This window comes from Leptolyngbya sp. KIOST-1, from assembly GCF_000763385.1.
Classification (GTDB): domain Bacteria; phylum Cyanobacteriota; class Cyanobacteriia; order Phormidesmidales; family Phormidesmidaceae; genus Nodosilinea.
Genome location: NZ_JQFA01000002.1, coordinates 1,355,959 through 1,376,437, shown reverse-complemented (window position 1 = coordinate 1,376,437; position 20,479 = coordinate 1,355,959). Strand labels below are relative to the sequence as shown.

19 protein-coding genes and 1 riboswitch are annotated in these 20,479 nt (G+C 59.2%); of the genes, 9 read left to right on the top strand and 10 right to left on the bottom strand.

Features of this window, described 5'->3' with window-relative positions:
• The first annotated feature begins 213 nt into the window (after positions 1-213).
• Both ltaE and NF78_RS06075 read left to right on the top strand, forming a co-directional pair.
• Positions 214-1,278, top strand: a complete 1,065-nt coding sequence (gene ltaE, locus NF78_RS06080) for a low-specificity L-threonine aldolase (protein WP_035985324.1) — start codon at positions 214-216, stop codon at positions 1,276-1,278.
• Positions 1,279-1,516: 238 nt separating this feature from the next.
• On the top strand, positions 1,517-2,137 hold the full coding sequence (locus tag NF78_RS06075; protein WP_035985323.1) for a precorrin-8X methylmutase: 621 nt from the start codon (positions 1,517-1,519) through the stop codon (positions 2,135-2,137).
• Positions 2,138-2,248: 111 nt separating this feature from the next.
• Here NF78_RS06075 and NF78_RS06070 read toward each other — a convergent pair whose 3' ends face one another.
• A complete protein-coding gene (locus NF78_RS06070; RefSeq protein ID WP_052049876.1) occupies positions 2,249-2,803 on the bottom strand; it encodes a pentapeptide repeat-containing protein in 555 nt (184 codons plus the stop codon).
• Positions 2,804-2,879: 76 nt separating this feature from the next.
• Positions 2,880-3,545 (bottom strand): hypothetical protein, encoded by a 666-nt coding sequence (locus tag NF78_RS06065; RefSeq protein ID WP_052049875.1) that lies wholly within the window; start codon positions 3,543-3,545, stop codon positions 2,880-2,882.
• 246 nt (positions 3,546-3,791) lie between these two features.
• Here NF78_RS06065 and NF78_RS06060 point away from each other — a divergent pair, with 246 nt between their 5' ends.
• Both NF78_RS06060 and NF78_RS06055 read left to right on the top strand, forming a co-directional pair.
• Positions 3,792-5,291: a cryptochrome/photolyase family protein gene (locus NF78_RS06060; protein WP_035985322.1), complete on the top strand. Its 1,500-nt coding sequence runs from the start codon at positions 3,792-3,794 to the stop codon at positions 5,289-5,291.
• 351 nt (positions 5,292-5,642) lie between these two features.
• A complete protein-coding gene (locus NF78_RS06055; protein WP_035985321.1) occupies positions 5,643-6,098 on the top strand; it encodes a hypothetical protein in 456 nt (151 codons plus the stop codon).
• A 90-nt stretch (positions 6,099-6,188) separates the two neighbouring features.
• Here the strand turns inward: NF78_RS06055 and NF78_RS06050 are convergent, their stop codons facing one another.
• From NF78_RS06050 to NF78_RS06035, 4 genes are all read right to left on the bottom strand, one after another.
• Positions 6,189-6,644 carry a Fur family transcriptional regulator gene (locus NF78_RS06050; protein ID WP_035985320.1) on the bottom strand — a complete coding sequence of 152 codons (456 nt, stop codon included), beginning with the start codon at positions 6,642-6,644 and terminating at the stop codon, positions 6,189-6,191.
• A gap of 115 nt (positions 6,645-6,759) precedes the next feature.
• Positions 6,760-7,488 (bottom strand): 16S rRNA (uracil(1498)-N(3))-methyltransferase, encoded by a 729-nt coding sequence (locus tag NF78_RS06045; RefSeq protein WP_035985319.1) that lies wholly within the window; start codon positions 7,486-7,488, stop codon positions 6,760-6,762.
• A gap of 442 nt (positions 7,489-7,930) precedes the next feature.
• A complete protein-coding gene (locus NF78_RS06040; protein WP_035985318.1) occupies positions 7,931-8,662 on the bottom strand; it encodes a 2-phosphosulfolactate phosphatase family protein in 732 nt (243 codons plus the stop codon).
• Positions 8,663-8,849: 187 nt separating this feature from the next.
• Positions 8,850-10,148 (bottom strand): DUF4912 domain-containing protein, encoded by a 1,299-nt coding sequence (locus tag NF78_RS06035; RefSeq protein ID WP_035985317.1) that lies wholly within the window; start codon positions 10,146-10,148, stop codon positions 8,850-8,852.
• 535 nt (positions 10,149-10,683) lie between these two features.
• Between NF78_RS06035 and NF78_RS06030 the strand changes: the two genes are divergently transcribed.
• The gene (locus NF78_RS06030) at positions 10,684-11,457 is read left to right on the top strand and encodes a DUF2993 domain-containing protein (RefSeq protein ID WP_052049873.1); all 774 of its coding nucleotides are present in this window, start codon (positions 10,684-10,686) and stop codon (positions 11,455-11,457) included.
• Between the two features lie 212 nt (positions 11,458-11,669).
• Here NF78_RS06030 and NF78_RS06025 read toward each other — a convergent pair whose 3' ends face one another.
• Both NF78_RS06025 and NF78_RS06020 read right to left on the bottom strand, forming a co-directional pair.
• Positions 11,670-13,061 carry a Rieske 2Fe-2S domain-containing protein gene (locus NF78_RS06025; RefSeq protein ID WP_197064772.1) on the bottom strand — a complete coding sequence of 464 codons (1,392 nt, stop codon included), beginning with the start codon at positions 13,059-13,061 and terminating at the stop codon, positions 11,670-11,672.
• Between the two features lie 502 nt (positions 13,062-13,563).
• Entirely contained in the window at positions 13,564-14,544 is a 981-nt protein-coding gene (locus NF78_RS06020; protein ID WP_263970555.1) for an SDR family oxidoreductase, read from the bottom strand.
• Between the two features lie 59 nt (positions 14,545-14,603).
• On the opposite strand from NF78_RS06020, the gene NF78_RS06015 reads away from it, so the two are divergent.
• The gene (locus NF78_RS06015) at positions 14,604-15,356 is read left to right on the top strand and encodes a fatty acid desaturase (RefSeq protein ID WP_081972522.1); all 753 of its coding nucleotides are present in this window, start codon (positions 14,604-14,606) and stop codon (positions 15,354-15,356) included.
• A gap of 97 nt (positions 15,357-15,453) precedes the next feature.
• Positions 15,454-15,969, top strand: coding sequence for a DUF1499 domain-containing protein (locus NF78_RS06010; RefSeq protein ID WP_156119674.1), 516 nt, complete (start codon positions 15,454-15,456; stop codon positions 15,967-15,969).
• Positions 15,970-16,087: 118 nt separating this feature from the next.
• On the opposite strand, the gene NF78_RS06005 is transcribed toward NF78_RS06010, so the two are convergent.
• Both NF78_RS06005 and NF78_RS06000 read right to left on the bottom strand, forming a co-directional pair.
• On the bottom strand, positions 16,088-17,530 hold the full coding sequence (locus NF78_RS06005) for a cyclic 2,3-diphosphoglycerate synthase (protein WP_197064771.1): 1,443 nt from the start codon (positions 17,528-17,530) through the stop codon (positions 16,088-16,090).
• A 56-nt stretch (positions 17,531-17,586) separates the two neighbouring features.
• Complete coding sequence (locus NF78_RS06000) at positions 17,587-19,227, bottom strand: cation:proton antiporter (RefSeq protein WP_035985313.1); 1,641 nt, start codon at positions 19,225-19,227, stop codon at positions 17,587-17,589.
• A gap of 86 nt (positions 19,228-19,313) precedes the next feature.
• Positions 19,314-19,385: riboswitch (Fluoride riboswitch) on the bottom strand.
• Here NF78_RS06000 and NF78_RS32885 point away from each other — a divergent pair.
• Both NF78_RS32885 and NF78_RS05990 read left to right on the top strand, forming a co-directional pair.
• Entirely contained in the window at positions 19,362-19,595 is a 234-nt protein-coding gene (locus tag NF78_RS32885; protein ID WP_035985312.1) for a hypothetical protein, read from the top strand. It overlaps the preceding riboswitch by 24 nt.
• A gap of 21 nt (positions 19,596-19,616) precedes the next feature.
• Complete coding sequence (locus tag NF78_RS05990) at positions 19,617-20,396, top strand: TetR family transcriptional regulator (RefSeq protein WP_035985311.1); 780 nt, start codon at positions 19,617-19,619, stop codon at positions 20,394-20,396.
• Positions 20,397-20,479 lie beyond the last annotated feature (83 nt).

The following is a 20,479-nucleotide window of genomic DNA, read 5'->3' as shown; positions in this document are numbered from 1 at the left end:
CTGGACACAGCAATCGCGGCCTGAACATACGATGCGATCGCCCCGCAACAGCCAATCATGAACTAGATATAGTAAATCATCGAGGGGATACGGCTCGCGATTCCCCCCCTTCATCCTCACCCGGCAAAAACCTGCCCTGCCTCTACACCCTCACCCACTCACCTACCCGCCCACCCACCCACTCATCTACCCCACCACCCACCACCCTCCCCAATGGCCACCATCCACCCCTCCACCGACTTTCGCTCCGACACCGTCACCTGGCCCACCCCCGCCATGCAGGAGGCCATGGCTACCGCCGAATTGGGCGATGACGTCTACGGCGAAGACCCCACCGTCAACGAATTGGAAACCCTGGCCGCCCATCTGCTGGGTAAGGAGGCAGGGCTGTTCGTTTCCAGCGGCACCCAGGGCAACCTGATTGCCGCCCTAACCCACGCCCAGCGCGGCGACGAGGCCATTCTGGGGGAAGATGCCCACACCTTTTGCTGGGAGGCCGGGGGCATTGCCGTGCTGGGCGGCATCACCCCTCGCCCGCTGCCCACCGACAACCGGGGCCGCATGGCCCTAGAGGCGATCAAAGCCGCGATTCGCGTGGACAACCCCCACCTGCCCCAAAGCCGCCTGATTTTGCTCGAAAACAGCTCCGGCGGTAACAACGGCGCGGCGATCGCCCCCGACTATTTTGAATCCATCAGCACCCTGGCCCAGGCGCATCACCTCAGCGTTCATCTAGACGGGGCGCGACTGTTCAACGCCACCACGGCCCTCGGGGTAGACCCCACCGCCATTACCGCCCACGTCGACTCGGTGAGCGTGTGCCTGAGCAAAGGACTGTGCGCCCCGGTGGGGTCGGTGCTGGTGGGCAGCCAGGCCTTCATTCACCGGGCTCGCCGCCACCGCAAGCTGCTCGGCGGCGGCATGCGCCAGGCGGGAGTGCTGGCGGCGGCGGGCATTCTCGCCCTCAAAACCATGACCCAGCGCCTCCAGACCGACCACGACAATGCCCAGGCCCTGGCCCAGGGGTTAGCCACCATTCCCGGTATTGAGATTGACCCGGCGGCGGTCGAAACCAATATGGTGTTTTTTGAGCTGGCCCAGGACGTAGCGATCTCTCCCGAGCACCTGATCAAGACCCTACGCGCTGACTATGGTTTGTATATAGGCGGCTACGGCCACCGCACCCTGCGAGCCGTCACCCACTACTGGATTGAGCCGACCCAGGTCGAGCGGTTGGTTGAGGCGATTCGTACGGTCCTGGCGGCAGTCGGGGAGTAGGGGGTGGATGAGTGGATGGGTGGATGGGTAGGCGGGTAGCGGGTAGGTGGGTAGTGAGTAGTGACAATTTTGAATTTTGAATTACTCTATCTCCACCTTCCTCACTCCCTCATTGTCCTCACCCCCTCACCTGCCTCACCCCCTCACCGTCCTCACCCCTTCCCCACTCTACCCATTGCGCTGCTACCCAGACCTGGCTAAACTTAGCCCAGCAATCTGACCCATTTCCCCGTCTGCTATGGAATGGCATGTGACCGATGCCCACAGCCTCCGCATCATTGATGCCGAAATTGGCGATCACAGCTTCTCGCCCTCGGAGTACGAAATTGTTCGCCGGGTAATTTACGCCACGGCAGACTTTGATTTCAAGGACCACATTCACTTTTCTGACCAGGCTCTGCAGTCGGGGGCGGCGGCCCTGGCCGCCCGCACGACCCTGATTGTGGACGTGCCGATGGTGCAGGTGGGCATTACCCCCTGCATTCAGCAGACCTTTGCCAACCCCGTCTACTGCAGCATGGATGCCCTGACTCGGCCCCAGAAGGGCAAGAGCCAGGCCGCCTGGGGGGTAGAAACCCTGGCCCAGCGCTATCCCGAGGGCATTTTTGTGATCGGGGCGTCGGAGGCGGCCCTGGCCACCCTGGTCGATTTAATTGACGCCGAAAAGGTGCGCCCGGCCCTGGTGGTGGCCACCCCCGCCGGATTTATCGACAGCGCGGTGATCAAAGACCGCCTCCAGGATGCCATGGTGCCCCACGTCCGTATCAATGGCCGCAAAGGCAGTGCCGTAGTGGCGGCGGCCATTGTCAACGGACTGGTGGATCTGGCCTGGCAGGCCTACGGCAAGGAAAATGCCTAGTACTGCCTGGCAGAAATATGGCCACCGTTGCTGAGAGTGTCAGGTGTCAGGTGTCAGGTGTCAGGTGTCAGGAATGGTTGGCTGACTTATGCCTCGGGGTACTAGTAGGGTCTAGCAGTCGCGGTTCTCGATGCTGCCGTCGGGCATGGTGGTATTGCAAAAGCGCACCATGCTGCGGTTGACGCCGCGCAGGTTGGCCCCCTTCAGGTTGGCCCCTTCCAGGTTGGCGGTGCCCAGGGTGACGCTGAGCATGACTGCGCCGCTGAGATCGGCATTGGAGAGATTGGCCTCAGCCAGGTTGGCCTGGGTCATTTCCGCATTGCTCAGGTTGGCTCCCGAGAGGTTGGCGTTGGGCAGGTTGGCCCCGTTCAACTGAGCCCCGGCCAGGGTCGCGCCACTCAGGTTGGCCCCTTCCATGTCGGTGAGCATGAGATTGGCCCGACTGAGGTCAGCGCCCGCCAGGTTGGCTCCGGTGAGCACAGCAATTTTGAGGTTGGCCCCGGCCAGGTCAGTGTCGCTGAGCTCGGCGTCGTTGAGAATGCACACCTGGCACTTTTTGGTGTCGAGCAGCTTTTGCACATCGTCGGGAATCGCGGCTTCGGCAGTGGCAAAGCCAACCCCCCAGAACATCAGCGCGAGGGTCAGCATGGCCAGTAGGCGTTTCATAGTCTGCAAAAATCCTGTAGGCGGGTCTTGGCTATTCTCCCACTCAATGGGGTAAGCCGAGTAGCCCTTCGGGCGGCTAAGGCTCCAGGTGCCAGGTTGTCTGCCCTAGCCAGAACTGTTCCGGCTGCGGGTTGCGGCGGCAGGGGGGCCAGTGGCTGAGGTCACTGACACTGAGGGTGGGGGCGGGCATGGGCAGATCCTGGGCCAGGCAGAGGTGGGCGATCGCCCCTGCAAACTCAGCGCCATGGCCGCTGGCTGCCGCTACGCCGTGGGCCAGTTCGTGGGCCACCAGCCCCGGCCAGTCGGCGGGCACAATGCGACCGGGGTCCACCATCAGGGTGATGGGCCTGCGATCGCAGCAAAACCCATCTACCCCCGCCTGGGGAGCAATGGGGGCGGCAAAAATTTGGACCTCGGGCCGCTGGGATGCCTCAAAGCAGGCCAGCAGATCGCTCAAAATGGCGTTGAGCTGCCGGTTGACGGCGTGAATGTGGTGGCCAATCCAGTCCAGGGCTGCCCCCGGTGGGTCGGCGATGTGGTCGAGGCTGATCCAGCCGGGCTGTACGGCCAGTTCCCGCAGCAGGCCCAGATACCGGGTCGCCCGCAGCCCAGGGTCGTCCCCTGGGGTGGGAGCCTGCTGCCAGTAGGTGGCCGAAGGTAGCGCCGATGGTTCAGCCGGGGAAAGGCCGCGATTTTGGAGCGGATCCTCGTTTTGAGTTGGTTCCCGTTTCTGGGATGCCATAGGCTATACGTGGTGCGGGTTTTGGGTCTATGGAGTTAGCGGCTGGGGTAGTCGTAGGGCTGGCCTCTGCTCTGGCCATCACTCCGGGCAATTTTTCCCACAATCCTCCCATAGGATCGGACGTCAGGGTTGCGGGGCCTGCCTGCATCGACCGCTATCCCCACTCGTCGCTCACCTACGTAACAATAAAACAGGCGTAACCATAAAACAGGCTACAGACCAGCGGACAGCGCGGGGAAAACGGCAATGACGATTGGGGTTTGGGTACTCGGCAATCAGCTTTGGTCAGACCAGGCGGCCCTGGCCAGCTGCGAGGGCCAGCGAGGGCCAGTGCTTTTGGTCGAGTCGCTGACCTTTGCCCAGGAGCGCTGGTACCACCGGCAAAAGCTGGTGCTGGTATGGTCGGCCATGCGCCACTTTGCCGACGCGCTAAAGGATGCTGGGTGGCCGGTTACCTACGCGATCGCCGACGACACCGAAACCGCCCTGCGCGACTGGCTCAAAGCCGAAGGCATCACTGAGCTGCGGATCATGGAGCCGGTGGACCATCCCTTCATCACCTGGCTGAAGGGGCTAGATCTGCCCTGTGAGCTGACGATTCTCGACAACAATCTCTTTCTTTGGAGCACCGACGACTTCAAAGCCTGGGCCAGCAAGCGTAAGAGCCTGCTGATGGAGAGCTTTTACCGGGAGGGGCGCAAGCGCTTTGACGTGCTGATGGAGGGCGATCAGCCCGTCGGCGGTCAGTGGAACTTCGACAAAGACAACCGCAAGCCGCCCAAGGGTAAGCTCGACACGCCAGAGCCCCACTGGTTTGAGCCCGACGCCACCACCCTGGCGGTGATCGACAAGGTGGAAACCCTGGAGCTACCCACCTTTGGCCAGGCCACCCCGTTTCGCTGGGCCGTCACCCGTGAGCAGGCCCTGGCGGTGCTGGATATGTTCATCGCCGATCGACTGGAAACCTTTGGCCCCTACCAGGATGCGATGGTCGCCGGCGAGGAAACCATGTGGCACGCGCTGCTGTCCCCCTACCTGAACCTGGGCCTGCTGCACCCGCTGGAGGTGATCGAGCGGGTAGAGGCCGCCTTTGCCGATCGCGATCTGCCCCTCAACAGCGTGGAGGGCTTTATTCGCCAGGTGATGGGCTGGCGCGAATACATGCGCGGTCTCTATAGCCACTTTGAGGCCGACTACGGCGATCGCAACTGGTTTGACCATCGGCAGCCCCTGCCCGAGTTTTTCTGGACGGGCGAGACTGAGATGAACTGCCTGCACCAGGTGATCGACCAGATTCAGCGCACGGGCTACGCCCACCACATTCAGCGGCTAATGATTCTGAGCAACTTTTCGCTAATTGCCGGATTCCTGCCCCAGGCAGTTGAGAACTGGTTTCACGCCGCCTTCATCGACGCCTACGACTGGGTGATGCAGACCAACGTGATTGGTATGGGTCTGTTTGCCGACGGCGGCCTATTGGCCTCCAAACCCTACGCCTCGTCGGCCAACTACGTGAACAAAATGAGTGACTACTGCAAGGGCTGCCGCTACAACCCCAAAGAGCGCAGTGGGGAGAACGCCTGCCCGTTCAATTTCTTCTACTGGGATTTTTTGCACCGCCACCGCGAAAAACTCCAGACCCAGGGCCGCATGAGCTTTATTTTGAAAAATTTGGACCGGATGACGCCCGAGGACCTGGAGGCCATTCAGCAGCAGGCGCAGGCGTGGCACGCCGCTCACCCATGATTTCACTTAAACACCGCTATCAGAAGCATCTGGTGTTTCAATTATCCGTAGGGTGGGTTAGGCGGCTACTTCAACCTTGCTACTCTCCCATTTGCCCTGCCCCGCCGTAACCCACCGCCCACCCGTCGCGACTATTCAGCAGGTTGTGTTTTGTGACGGTTTGCAGGGGCGATCGCGGCCCCCCATCCCAGAAAGTTAGAATTTGAGTGCGAAAATTCCCCAGGGTTTCCCTCTGCACCCTCGCTAAAAGAGGTGATGGACGGAGCTTCTACAGGAGCATCTGGGGCAATCAACGCTGACCAAGACCCGCCTCACCGCAGCGGGCAACGCCGTAACATTCAACTAAACACCATGGTTCAAACCGCACCCCAAGCCTCCGCCAACGCCCTACCTGCCGACAGCTATGTGGTGATCGGGCGAGCCACCTGCTACCTGCGCCAGGAGGGAGAGGTGGTCGAGCTGCAAATTCTGGAGCCTATTCCCTCGGCCTACCTGCAGTCGGTGCTCCAGGGCGTACCCACCTCCTATAGCGCCATTTGCGGCACCACCATGGCCCAGGCTCTGGCGATGGATCTGGGCGAAATCGCCGCTGCTCCGGCCCAGCCCTGCGCCGACTACGAAGAGCGAATTTTGGCCGCCGCCCGCACCTACCAGTCGCGCCCAGAGGCGGCCAACCTGGTCCCCCTGGGCACTATCCACCGGGAGCTAAACTACACCACCGAGAAAAAGCGGGTGCTCAACAGCCAGCGCAAGATTTCCAAAAACGACAACGTGAAGCAGCACAAGTACACCCACGAAGTGTTGTAGCTGGGGTTACGGTTCACGGTACAAGGTTTACGGTGCACGGTTTAAGGTTAAGCACAGGCCGTGCACCGTGCACCGTGGACCGTAAACCCCTTAAATCGGCACGATCGATCGCTGGCAGGTGGGGCAGATGCCGTGGATCAGCAGCTGGCAGTCGAGGATGTGGTAGCCCGAGCGATCGGCGGTTTTGGCCCCCACCTTGAGCACCGAGTCGTTTTTGAACTCGATAGTTTTGTTGCACCGCACGCAGATCAGGTGGTGGTGGTGGTGAGGGGCGGGCTGGTTGATTTCGTAGCGCTTTTGGCCCTCGGCCAGCTCCAGCTCGCGCAAGATGCCCATGCGCGCCATCAGCTTGAGGTTGCGGTAAATGGTGGAAAGGCTGATTGGCTCACCTTCCTTCTCGAGCAGCTCACACAGGTCCTCAGCGCTGAGGTGGGTGCTTTCAGGCAAATTCTGAAAGGTTTTGAGCATGGTCTCACGCTGGGGAGTCATGCGCCAGCCGCGCTCGTTGAGTTCGGCTTTGAGGGCTGATGGAGTGTAAGCTGCCATGGCCTATTTTTTCCCCCGATAGATTTCAATAACTCATCCTTAATGAGAATACTAACGAACTTTTGAAGACATTTGCAATAATTTTTTGTTATTGAGAATGACTCCGAAGACTGGTTTAGATGTCTTTAAATTTCGCTGGAGAATTACCTGGGGCACGAGCGGCAGATACCAGCGCCAGCGCCGCCAGGGGAGCCGTTACTGCCCGCAGAACATAGGGCCCTAGCGAAACCGGCTGAAACCCCGCCGCGATCGCCCCTTCTACCTCAGCCGCTGTCCAACCGCCCTCTGGCCCAACGGCGATCGCGGCAGCAACGGCGGGATCGCTGGCCTGGGCTACCGTCAGCAGGTGGGGTGCCTCGCCCCGCGCCACGCAGATCCATCGGTAGCCCTCGGGGGGGCGCTGCACGTAGTCCCGCCAGGGCAGGGGAGGCAAAATTTGGGGCCGCAGCAGCCGTTCGCTCTGCTCGGTGGCCTCGGTGGCGATCCGCTGCCAGCGCTCCAGCTTTTTGGGGTTGGGCTGGTGCAGGGTGCGATCGCTGATCACCGGCTGAAGCGTGGTCACCCCCAGTTCGGTGGTCTGGCGCACCACCTCGTCAAAGCCGCCGCCCTTGGGCAGCGCGATCGCCAGGGTAATGGGAGCCAGCAGGGTGGGCATAGCGGTGGCCATGGGCGCGATCGCCGCCCAGTCAGACTCAGTAGTCAGGCTGGCTACCCACTGCTGCCCCCGGCCGTCGAGGGCCACAAACTGCTGCCCCGGCCCCAGCCGCAGCACCCGGTACAGGTAGTGCTGTTGACTGGGGTGCAGGCGCAGGCGGTCTGCCACCACCTGATCGGGCTCAACCATCAATCGCTGCACAGTTCTTTCCCCATGGACCCGTCGTGCTCCTATTAACCCTACACCCCTGCCATGGTCATCCCACGCGGTGCAACCCCGCTCAAAACTAAGGCCCCCAGCCCGAAAGCTGGAGGCCTTAGTTTTTTAGAGGTTTCAGTATAGTACGTACCCTATAGGAGCGCTGCGGCCCATGGGTCTACCATAGAGGAACCTGTGTGAAGAAGAAATAAGCCGTCTGTGAAGCTTCTTCCAAATTTTTTCGGTATTTACCTAGCAGTCTGCCGCGGTTAAGAAGGCAGGTCCGTAGGATTTCAGGGGCAGGGGTTGAGGGGCACGGCAGACGTTAACCGCAGACCTGACACCCGATACCCCTGGCCGTGCTGCATGCGCCATGGTCAGCCTGACTAAGCATCAGGGGTTATCCTGAACGCACCGCTGCCAGGGCAGGCCGCTATAGGGCCAGCACCCCCACCTCGCGCTGGCGCGGCACCACATTGAGCACATCGAGTTGGGCGCAGTATTGCAGGTCGGCTTCGTTGTCGAGGCGCAGCAGGCGCTGGCCGTGGCTGGCATAGTGCATCAGGTCCAGCAGCTGGTCCTGCCACTGTAGGTAGAGGCTGACGGCGGCGATCGCGGCGTCGTTGCCCGCCAGGTCTTTGAAGGTTTGCCCTGTTGCCACAATCACCCCGTGGATGATCGCGCCGGCGCAGACGGTGTCCTCCAGAGAGTAGGTGCCCTCCCAGCCGGAGCCCACCAGCCATACGGTGGCTGGATTTTGGCTGAGCAAAAACTCAACCACAGCCTGGCGGGTGGTGAGGGCGGCGGTAATCACCGTAGGGGCATGCTCGATGCGCTTGAGGCAGCGGGTGCCGTTGGTGGTGCTCATAAACAGCCGCTTGCCCCCCGAAAAGTCGGGGGAGTGGTCGAGGGGGGAGTTGCCCAGGTCGCAGCCCTCGACCTTGCCGCCACCCCGCTCGCCCGCCCGTAGCCGCTTGTCGGCGGGCCAGGTTTCGCTGACGCTGAGCAGGCTTTCAATGTCGCTAAAGACTTGAATGGCTTCGGCCCCTGCCGCCAGGGCCGCCGCCATTGTGGTGGTGGCCCGCAGAACATCAATGGCGATCGCGCAGTCAGGACTGCCCTGGTCAGGAACTTCTTCGGGAGTGTGGAAGAGGAATAGCTTCACGGGTTAAGAGTTTGTTTAGGACTTAATGGTCGGCAGTGGGGCTTGCCAAGTTTAGCCAGATTGGACTGACCGCAGTTGGCTTACCAACACCTCATTCTATGCGGGGAGTTACCCTATTTCTGCAAAAAAAAGGAGTACCCGTGGGTACCCCTTTTCCTGTGATTCTGCCGTTAAGCAAGCGGGCAGCCTAGGGCAGCCACTCCAACACCGCTTCGTCTTTGGTGTTGGTGCGGCGCGAGGGGGTAGCGCGATCGAAGGTCATGTGGATGGCGCGAGTCTGCTCGCCATCCGCCGCCACCGCCATAATCGGATAGTCGATGTTGCCGTCCTGGAAGGACATCTGGAACCGGAAGGTGCCGTCGGAGTTGAGCTTGATTGGCTTGCCGCCGATGGTCACCGTGGCGTCGGGTTCGGTGGCCCCGTAGACAATCAGCTCGGCGTCGGCCACCAGCCAGAACTTGCGAGGCCGGATCGGTGGAGCCGACGCCGAGAAGCCCGCCCCCGACATGGTCAGCCCCGATACATTGAGGCCAATCCCAGACATCGTCGGCACCCCAACCTCGGCCCCGGGCACTGCCCACAGCCCAGCCCCCGAGGGGAAGACGTAGGAGCTGACGGCCTTTTCGGGAGCCATCGACGCGGGCACGTGCTGCATGGAGCCAAACAGCGACCCGGCCACCCGCTGGGCCTCCGCCGACTCGGTCATGGCAAAGATGCTGTCGTAGATGGCGTTGGTGCTCTCGGCGGCCCGCTGGCTGGGATGCTTGAGGGTCATCAAGGTCTTGCCGCGCAGGTCAGCCTGCCATTCGACGGTCATGAAGTGGTCTTCGACCCAGTCGGAGGGGTAGACCGGGGGAATGTGGACGGGCAGCGATCGCGCCAGCACCAGCCAGCGACCGTCGTTGCAGAGGTAGCCAATTTCGGCCACATAGTCGCGATCGCTGACCGGGATGGGCAGGTACCATTCGCGCGCCATTTCGTCGCACTCGTACTGCTGCAGGCTGTGGGGAGCCTGGGAGTAAAAGTCAATATCGGTGACATCGTAGAAGCGCAGGGCCAGGCGCGAACCGCCCTGCCGTCGCAGTTCGTCTTTGTGGGTGTTGGGGATGTCCCAGTAGGCGTAGGCCCACTGAGGATCGCGGGGCATCAGCACGATGCGGCTTTCGCCGTAGCCGCTGGGCAGGTCGGCCAGGCCGTCATCCACCGAGGCCAGCACCTCCACGGAAGGGGCGGGGGGGGCGCTGGGCATGCTGGGGGCCGATGCTGGTTCCGAAGCGGCACCGGCCATGGCGGGAACAGGAGCCGCCGGGACCGGTGCTGTTGGAGCTGGAGTCGCCGCCGCCCCACGCTGGGCATCGATCGTCTGAATTGCCTCGATCAACTCGGTCTTGCGCATACGGCTGTAGCGAGATACCTCGTACTCACTAGCCACCTTGCGGAGCTGCCGCAGGGTCATATCTTCCAGGGGGGGACGGGGTGATGACATAGAACACTCTCCTCAATAAAAGACCACGACGACAGCAGATGTAAGCACGGCGGCCCCAGGTAGAGGAACGACGTCAGGACCATAACAGCCGGTCACCGCCGGAGCGATCCCACACCCTTGACCCTGCCCACCCGATCGAAACCTCTGGTTCTAGGCATAACCTCCAGGCCTGAGGTCCAGGTGGGGATCAACCGCTGACCTGTAGGATGCCAAAAACAATCGCTGGGATCAAGCCCCTGACAAGGCTTTTCCAGCTTCTCCAGCGAGAAAACAGGGGTTTGGGGATCGCAATGTCATAGATTCATGACATTGCGATCCCCGTGAGCATTATTGCGTCACAGCTTTTTAATATTTGAGGGATTGCGTCAGGCATTCCCGGGCCGAGGTCGCGATCGCACTCCCCCTGGGCTCGATTCAATGGGGGCGTCCCCTGCTAGAGTTTGGGGGTGGAACCGTGCGATCGCCCCCCGCTGGAGCAGACTGAGGGGCTTATTGCTGATTGCCGTGTCTGTACCCTGTCGTCCTGCGCCCCCTAATGAGTTCTGATCCCGCTGCTACCCCCAATGCCAATGGTGCGACTCCCAAAGGCAGTCGCATTATCAGCCGCCTGCTGCCCCCGGCCATTCGCCTTTGGCTGCACACGCAGCTCGACCACATTGAAGGGCTGGAGTTTGCGATTGATGGCAAGGATCGACAAATTTTGGGGGGCTACCTGCCGAAGGTGACCGTGGCCGCACATCAGGCGGTTTATCAGGGGCTGCACGTCAGCCAGGTGGCCGTCAGCGCGGCGGATATTCGCGTCAACCTGCCCCAGGTGCTGCGTGGCAAGGCGCTGCGCCTGCTCCAGCCCTTTCCCGTGGACGGGCAGGTGACAGTGCTGGCTGCCGATCTGCGGGCCTCCCTGGGGTCGCCGCTGCTGGGTCAGGGGTTGCGGGACGTGCTAAAACAGCTGCTGGCCGGGGCAGTTTCCCCCCAGCAAGTGCCCCTCGATCGCTGGCTGGAGGGCGAGGCTGTCGCCGACGTCGATATTGCCCTGGCCACCGATCGCCTGACCCTGCGCTGGGCAGGGCATCGGGCCGGCCAGGACAGCCTTAAACTGACCACCGCCCTGGCCATCCAGGAGGGGCGCTGGCTACATCTGCGTCGGCCCGTAGCCACGGTGACGACCGCCCCAGGAGACACCTCGCCCCCCATTGCCCTTGACGATATGGCCTTCGATCTGGGGCCAGAGGTCGATATTCGCCAGCTGGCCGTCACCCCCGCCGGCATTGACCTGGTGGGGATGGTGCGGGTGATTCCCGCCGATTAGTGCTTTGACCTGGTCCAGGGGGCGGTGTAGGGCCACGGGTTTAGGCGGGCCGGGGGGCGCACCCCAGTCCGTCGAAGTCCGGCGCGGTTTGGTTGGTAGAATTCATCCCGACTTCGAATTCCATACCCCTTCCAGTGGGGCAAACCTGTAGAAGTAAACGGTTGTTTACCCCTACAGGCCAGGAGCGAATTAACGTAGCCTTTTAGGAATCTTTAGCTTTTACCCAAAACGTTACGGGGTGCCAGTTCCTGCCCTTTATAAAATTTTTGTTCTAGGCTGCCCAGCCAAAGCCAGCAGGCAAAAGCAGCCAGAGGAATGGCCGTAAGAAGACCAGCTACTAAGGGCGTCAGTTCTCCTCCCAACACCGTGAGAGTCGGCACAGCTGACCAGGCAACCGCGCTGACTATAAGCGTGCCTTTACGGACAGTCTGAACTCTTTTCAGCGCAGGAGCGCAACTGCCGCAATGCTTTGTGTGGGAGTTATAGCGATCTAGTAGAGCATCTTTGGGCAACTCGCGGCTTAGAGCTTGTCCTGGGAATGGATCTGCTTTGTAGTCGCTGACCCATTTACGAAACTGAAGAACATATTGATCCGCTTGGGTCGGCAAGTAACAGGCCTGAGCATAGGGTTTATCCCCGATTTTCTCCAGTTCTCGTTCCTGAATATGCAGGAAAATTTGATCGTCTTCCAGCACTCGGTTATTACCAATGTGGCTCCACCAACGAGGCGTCCGCTTAATCACGAAGCTAGGCAGCTTCGAGGAAAATTTAAAAGGAAAACGGGCAAAGAGACGACATTCTCCCTTCCTCATTGGAACGGCATAAACTACAGTCATCGTTCGGCCAAACTGTTTGGATGTCAGGTCGTGATACATCAGCGATGGTGCCACAAATGTAGTGTATTGAGTGCCTAGTTTCCCTTTACGTGGGCCCTCCGGCCATAGACCTTGAAACCCTTGCTTGGAGGATTCTGTCACCTCCATTTCCATCGGGGCCGCATTGTCACGATTGCCTATGGTTTTGTGATGGGTGTAGGGGATGTGGCTAGCATCAAGGACGTTTTCTAGCAGAGTAAGAGCATCGTAAGGCAAATCGCGAAAAGTATTCAGTATGACCCAACCGTCGGGTTGATCTGCTACCGGACCAATAATTGGGACCTCCACTTTTGGAGCATGCTCAGCTTTCCCTGGATAAACAAATAAAAGCCCCTGTTTTGCTGAAGTAGGGAGTGCAACAGCACAGGAACGGTTGGATAGTTGAGCCTGCACATCGTCTGATGCCTGGGGTATTTGTTCACAACTCCCACTGCCAGAAAATGCCCAGCCGTGATACGGGCATTCTAGAAGGCCTGCTTCATTTACTCTTCCCTCAGACAACGGAGCCAGTCGATGGGGGCATTTGTCCTCAAAGACTCTCCAACTGGACTGGTTTGGGTCCCACCAAATTACAAGTCCACGGTCTAACAGGGTAAAGCGACTGGGACGAGACTTGTCCAGGTCTTCAAGGTACGCAACTGGATACCAGGCTTCAGCAACATCAAACCGTTCGGGATCCGGTCCACCCGCCGGTAAAACCTTGGATTCTCGCTCTGTTGAAGAGGCCATCGGTACTTGGGTAGCCGTCATAGTGATCCCTGCAGAGTTGGCGACACCCTTCTATTATGTTACAAAACTTTGCAAACTGCCGTTAGCCTTCTCTCCAGAGGAACCAAGGTAAGAGTGTTCCAGCTAAATACTGATCCAGGGTTTTACGCCAACAGGTCCAGCGGGCCGAGTTTGCGACCTCAAAGGGGACGTTTATTTAGATGGAATACTCTAAGACTTTCGTCTTACCATTCTTTTTCACGGCTATGAGTGGCTCTGCATGCTGGATATTGCCTAATTGATCACCTTGCTTTCTGTTGCCATTTAGGGACGCCGAAAGCCCTACTGCTGGGGCTCAAAGACCAGAGGCTAGCCCAGGCGCCATCTGGCCCCCAGGGGTGGAGTTGTTAGGCTTCTGGAAAGCCCTGCCCCAAGTGTTTTCAACCAGCCTGCGTCTCGCAGAATGGGGGTGAACTTGGGCAGAATCTCTGGACGCTGCGGCTTCCTTTGGGGGGTGTGCCCCCTATTCTTCATAGATCATTCTGCGGCTCATCCCGCCATCTACCGTAAATGTTTGCCCGGTAATAAAGCCTGCCCGGTCTGAAAGGAGGAAGGCAACCATCTCGGCAATGTCCTGGACCTTGCCGACTCGTCCAACCGGATGCTGTTCGTGGTCTATGGGGTTTAGGTTCGTCTGTTGAGGAGGATGCTTGTAGGCGCTGGTGTCAATCCATCCGGGGCTAATGCAGTTGACGCGGATAGCTGGGCCTAAGCTCACGGCCAGGGCATGGGTGAGCCCCACCACACCGCCTTTGGAGGCTCCATAGGCTTCAGAGTGTGGCTCAGACTGAAATGCTCGGACAGAGGAAATGTTGACGATCGCGCCCCTGGTAGGCCGCAGGTGGGGTACGGCATGCTTGGCCATCAGGAAGCATCCCGTCAGGTTGGTGCCGATCCAGCGATTCCAGTCGGCCAGCGACAGTTCCTCCACCGGGCCGCTGTAGGGGTTGGCAATGCCAGCATTGTTGATCAGGCTGTGGACCTGGCCGAACTGCTCCATGGCGGCCTGTACATAGTGCGCTACCTCGCTCTCCTGGGAGACATCACAGCGCACAAAGATCAAAGCATCTTGGAATTTGGCCAGTTTCTCTTGGGCGGCATGGCCAGTGGCTTCATTCAAGTCGGCTATGGCGACCCGCCAGCCGATGGTAAGCAGATGCTCAGCGATGCCAAGGCCAATGCCCTGCGCCCCACCCGTAACCAGGGCAACGGGCCGTTGTTCTAATTGCACCATGGGTTTGTTCTCTGACCGATACACACCTGACAGCTTACTAAGCCAGTCAAAGGGTTGCAGGAACGTCTGAACGGTTGATGTCGGCGTGCCGGAAAGGAATAGTTTCTGAGCCTGATACCACGAAAGATAGAAGTTTATGCCAAGTCCGCGCCAGGACGTTACATTACTTAATACGACACTGTTGCCAATAGTTGAGGAGATGTCACGCACAGGCATTTGCTCCGCTGACACCAGGTTTAAAGTCCCTCCCATTGGAAGTCTGATTAGATATGTTCGGTCTTTTGCCCGCACCTCACTTCAAAAGCTTTAGTTACTCTCAGTGGAGTCTATGCTGTGCTGGCTTGATTGGCTTGATGTGGCTTGTCAGTCTGGTGGCTACCTTTGCCTTCTTTGATGCCCAAATTCCTTTGGTGTTCTGGCTCTGGGCAATTCTGATCAGAACCTTTTTGCACACTGGTTTGTTCATTGTTGCCCATGAGGCCATTCACAGAAATATTTCTAGCTTGCCTGGGGTTAATGACGCCTTTGGCTATGTAACCTCATGGTTGTATGCGCTATTGCCCTATCGACTCCTGGCTAAGCACCACCGATTTCACCATCGATTTCCCGCTACTGAGTATGACCCCGACTACTGTGATCCAGGAAGGAGCGGGTTCTGGTCCTGGTATGTCAAATTTATGAAAACCTACCAGTCAGGCAGGCAAATTTGGGTGTCGTTGGCTGGATTTGCAATCGTCTTCTGCGGTTTTTTGCTTTGTCAGATTCCCCTGATGAACGTAATTCTGTTTTGGATTTTACCCATAGTGCTTAGCTCGTTGCAGTTATTCACTTTTGGCATCTTCCTTCCCCATCGGCAAGCCGACAGCGGCTCGTCATGTGGCCCCCCCACTAGAAGCATTAATTTGCCAGCTTTCTGGTCATTTATCACTTGCTACCATTTTGGGTACCACCGAGAGCATCATCTAAATCCTCATTTGCCCTGGTATCAGTTGCCTCAGGTTTATGGAAATGGCGAAGTCTGACCTTTGACGTAGGATTTGACCCTGTCAAAACTATCGTGGCTGCCCCCTCTGCCCCTGATTGACCTATGGTGAGGTTGTACGTCGTCAAAGAATTCCCATGGCTTCAATCATTGCCTCCCTTCTAGCGATCGCCCTATGGGCTGTCCCCATTGGGTCGGCGTCCGCGATCGCAGCGCCGACCTCTCAGTTCCTAGGGGCGATTCCGGGTCTATCTGAGCTATTCGCAGGCCAGGTACCAGATCTCGGTGTACAGGAGGGCAAGCTATCTGCCTGCCCTGCAACGCCTAACTGTGTTGTCAGCCAGGGAGCTGACCCAGATCATGCAATTGCGGCGATTGCCTATACAGGTAGTCGAGAGGACGCTCGGAATCTGCTGATTAAAGTGCTGGGAGTTGTGCCTCGTACTGAAATTGTGGCGCAGCAAGAGGACTACATCCGCGTAAAATCCACCAGCCGCATAATGGGGTTTGTGGACGATACGGAGTTCTATTTGCCGGAGGATGAGCCAGTCATCCATATTCGAGCTGCAGCCCGCTTAGGAGAATCTGACTTGGGGGTGAATAGGCGGCGGTTGGAGCAGATCCGTTTTGCCCTGCAAGACTTAGGCATGTAGGGGGCGTAGCCAGCGATCGCTGCCATCCCCCAGCGCATAACACCCCCCTCAGACGGCTAGGTGGCGGTGTATGGCCCTACCTTTGCTTTGCTGGTTCTGGCGCGGTTCATAGCCATCGCTATATCCAAAAGTTACACGCCTGAGCCTGAGTTCTGGTTGCCAGGGAAAGGTTGGCTAAGAAGCTATGTAGATCGTCACTCAAAGGAGTCGTTGTGTCCTCCGCAAACTCGTAGCGGGCCCGGAGAATGGGCTTGTTCACTTCAATCAGGGCTGTTAGGTCAATGGGAGTAGCTGAGACCACTACATCGGCTGGGGTGGCATTGATAGTGTGCTGTAGGGCCGCAAGTTGACCAGTAGAGTACCCCATTGCCGGCAGAACTGACTCGATGTGAGGGTACTGAGCATAGACCTCAGCGATTTGGGGGGCTGCATAGGGACGAGGATCTACTAGATGTCCGGCGTGAGCTTTTGTTGCCGCTACGCAGCCCGCACCATAGGCCATGCCGCCGTGGGTTGTGGTAGGGCCATCCTCAATGACCAGTACATCTAGTCCAGCCAGATTGAGAGGATTGCCAATCGCCTCCAGGTTCTCCAGCTGAATAGGCGATTTGGCCCGAACAGTTTTGGCTTTGGGATTAACCTTTTTAGCCATAGCTTCGACTTGTTGAATGTCAGTCGCTGAAGCGGCATCCACTTTGGCGACCACTACGATGTCAGCCATCCGCAACACGGCTTCGCCGGGGTGGTGGCTTGTCTCGTGCCCTGCCCTTAAGGGATCAACCAGAACTAAATGCAAATCAGGACGAAGGAAAGGAAAATCATTATTCCCGCCGTCCCACACAATGATGTCTGCTGCTTTTTCCGCAAGTTCTACAATTCGAGCGTAGTCTACCCCTGCAAAGACTGCATTTCCCATGGCAATGTGGGGTTCATACTCTTCCCGCTCTTCGACCGTACATTGAGCGGCCTGGAGGTCGGCCAGGGTAACAAACTGCTGTACGGCTTGCTTTTCGAGATCGCCGTAGGGCATAGGATGGCGAATCACCGCTACTTTCAAGCCCTTTTGGCGCAATTGCTTGGCAATCCATCGGGTAGTTTGGGACTTGCCGCATCCAGTACGCACGGCAGACACCGCAATGACTGGAACCTTTGCCTTGAGCATCGTTTGCCTTGGTCCCAACAGTACAAAGTTGGCCCCTGTCGCTAAAGCCCTCGATGCCAGATGCATCACCTGGGCATGGGGAATATCGCTGTAGGCAAAGACCACCTCGTCAACGTTGTGGGCATCACAAAGCTGCTCCAACTCACTTTCCTCAACAATAGGAATACCGGTGGGGTAGAGCGGCCCCGCTAGGGAGGGGGGATAGCGCCGTCCTGCAATTCCTGATATTTGGGCGGCTGTAAAGGCCACAACCTCCTGCTGAGGGTTGTCGCGATAGACCAGATTGAAATTGTGAAAGTCGCGCCTGGCTGCTCCCATAATTACAACCTTGGGACGGGAAGATTGAGTCTGCATAAAACTCACCCTCGATGAAGAATTAGCCACTGACTTGATCTGCATGGCCCAATGAATCAATTATCCAATTCTGTGGGCTGGATCAGTGGATTTTTTGGGGATCAAGCCTTTCCTCCCTGGGCGGGTGGGGTGTCTACGGTAATCACCGGAATCGGGCTCATCTCGAGTACAGCCTGAGACACCGAGCCCAGCAGTACCTCCTCCCAGGGAAGATGCCCCCGCTTGCCAATCACCACATCCGTCACCTGTCGTGCCTCCGCCGTGCGTACAATCACTTCGGGGACGGCCCCGGAGGCGGTTATCCACTCAAAGCGAATGTCGGCCAGGAGCTTCTGGGCGTTTTGCTGCAAAGCAACGCTGTCATCGCGATCGCCTTCGTTATCGACATAGAGCACAATCACCTCCCCACTGCTGCGTCGGGCCAGGTCAGCTGCCTTCAGCAGCACGGGCGTAGATAGCGGTGAGGCATCCACCGCCGCCAGAAAGACGGGTCGCCCCACTACTCCCACCTTGGTCGGATCGACCTCCCCCCGCTCCAGCAGCTTGGGGGCAAAGGCCTGGGTGGCCCAGGCTCCGATGGGGGCGGTCGTCAGAATGGAGAGGGCCGCGATCGCCAGAATCACCTCCCCACCCTCGATGCCCGCCGCCAGGGGCAGGGCCCCGATCGCCGCCTGCACCGTGGCCTTGGCCATATTTCCCGGCAGCAAAAAGACTTTTTCTTTCCAGGTCCAGTTGCTGCCCGCCGTTGCCAGGTACCAGCCCAGGCCCCGGCCCACCACCAGGCCTACCGTCAGCAGCAGTAGCCCCGGCAGTAGCACATCACCCAAAACCTCCAGCTGAAGGGTGGCCCCCAGCAGCACAAACAGCACGATTTCTGCCACCGTCCACAGCCCGTCAAAGCCGCTGCGGAGCACCCGTGCCAGGGGCGCATCGAGTTCAATCAGAAAGAACCCCATCGCCATCACCGCCAGATAGCCGGAGTAGTAGGGAAATACCTGGGTAAAAATCACCAGAAAAAGGGCCACACAGGCGGTGATGATCAAGTCTTGCGCCGCAGTACGGGTCCAGTTTTGCTGCACCAGCACCAACACCAGCAGCCGGGCGGCCCCCAGCCCCAACCCCAACCCCAGCCCCACCTCCAGTACCACCTGAACCGGCAGCAGTTGCAGCGGCGACAGGGTGATCCCCCCCGGCAGCACCACGGTCTCGGCCCCGCCCTGCACCAAACCGTTGAGCAGCAGCGCAAACACCAGCAGCAGCAGCACATCCGACAGGGCACTGCCGGTCAAAATCGCGTCGGGGATACCCTTGGCCACCCCCCAGCCCAGACTCTTCAGCCGCAGCATGCCCGGCACAATCACCGCCGGAGACTCTGCCCCCACCACGCAGCCCAGCAGCAGCCCGGTGAGAACGTCAAAATCGAAGAGGACCATGGCGGCGATCGCCACCACCACCGCCTCCATCGCAGCCGGCAAAAACCCCAGCCGCAGGGCCACCGTGCCCTGCTGGGCCAGCTTCTCGCGGTCCAGCCCCAGCCCCGCCTTCATCAAGATAATCATCACCGCCACCAGCCGCAGGTCGTCCGCCGCCCCCAGTACCTCGGGGCCCAGCCGGTTACCCAACTGAGGGCCAAGGGCAATGCCGATCAAAATCATGCCAATCAGCGGCGGTGCCCCCAACCGGCGGGCCAGCTGACCTGCAAAAAAGCCCATCAGCAAAATCCACAGGGCACTGGCTAACATAACTTCCGCTCTCCTTGGGTGAACCAACACCAGCACCAGAGAGCAGGGCAAAAAACAACAAAACCCCCACCCCCTAGCCACCAGCTAGACCAGTAGGAGCCATCAGCGTCGGTGTTCAGCACTCAGCGGTTAGGGTGAGCTCCATCACCCTCGCTTTTCTTATACCATCCCTCGGCCAGGTTAGGGCGCTGCCCTACCAACACCTGCATCGGCCACTCGGCCACCGCTGTTTTTGTCGATCGGGCGGCGGGTCAGCCTGCTTTTGTCCTGGGCGGGGCGAACTGGCCCGGCTGGCCCTGGCCATGATCAGCATTGCCGCCATTGATCTGCTGATTTTAGACGAGCCCTCCAACTGGTACATACTATGAATACTCAACGGTATTTTGTCCATGTCCACCCGCGATCGCATTCTGGCCGCTGCCCGCCAGCTCGCCCAAACCCAGCCCCCCCAAGACATTAGCCTGACGGCGGTGGCCCAGGCGGCGGGGGTGAGCTGGCCCACGGTGCGGCGCTACCTGGGCAATAAGCAGCAGCTCCAGGCTTTTCTGGCCCAGGAAAGCCCCCAGGTCGATCAGCCCCTCGACACCCGCAGCCGCATTCTGGCCTCGGCCCAGCGAGTGTTTGCCCAGCAGGGCTATGCGGGGGCGACCCTGGATGCGATCGCCGCCGATGCGGGCCTGACCAAGGGAGCCGTCTACTGGCACTTTGCCAGCAAAATCGACCTGTTTATTGCCCTGCTGCGCCAGCACCGGGAAAGCCCCCTGCACGTTACCCCCGAGCAGGTGCAGCAGTTGTTTGCCCAACTGGGACCAGCGGCGGCGATCAAAACCCTGGTGACTCAACAACTGGAGTACGCCCAGGCCCACCCCGACTGGTGCCGCCTGGCCATGGAGTTCTACATCCAGAGCCGCCAGGCCGATGTGCAGCAGGTGTTTCAAGACATGGACTACCAGGGCGAACTTACTGGGTTGATTACGATCCTGCGCCAGCTCCAGGATCAGGGCTGGCTCAACGCCAGCGTCGATGCCCAAATGCTGGAAACTTACTGGAGCGCCCTGGTGAATGGCCTGATTTTGAACTACATCATCGACCCGGAGACCGTCGATCTGACCGCCGAGGCGGAGGCAATTACTCAACTGCTTTGGCAGGGGCTCAAACCAATTGAGTAATTGCTACTGTCTTTTCTATTGGTGCATTGCTTCGCTAATGCACCCTACAGTGATCTACTGTGGCAGGAGTTCAAATTTGATCA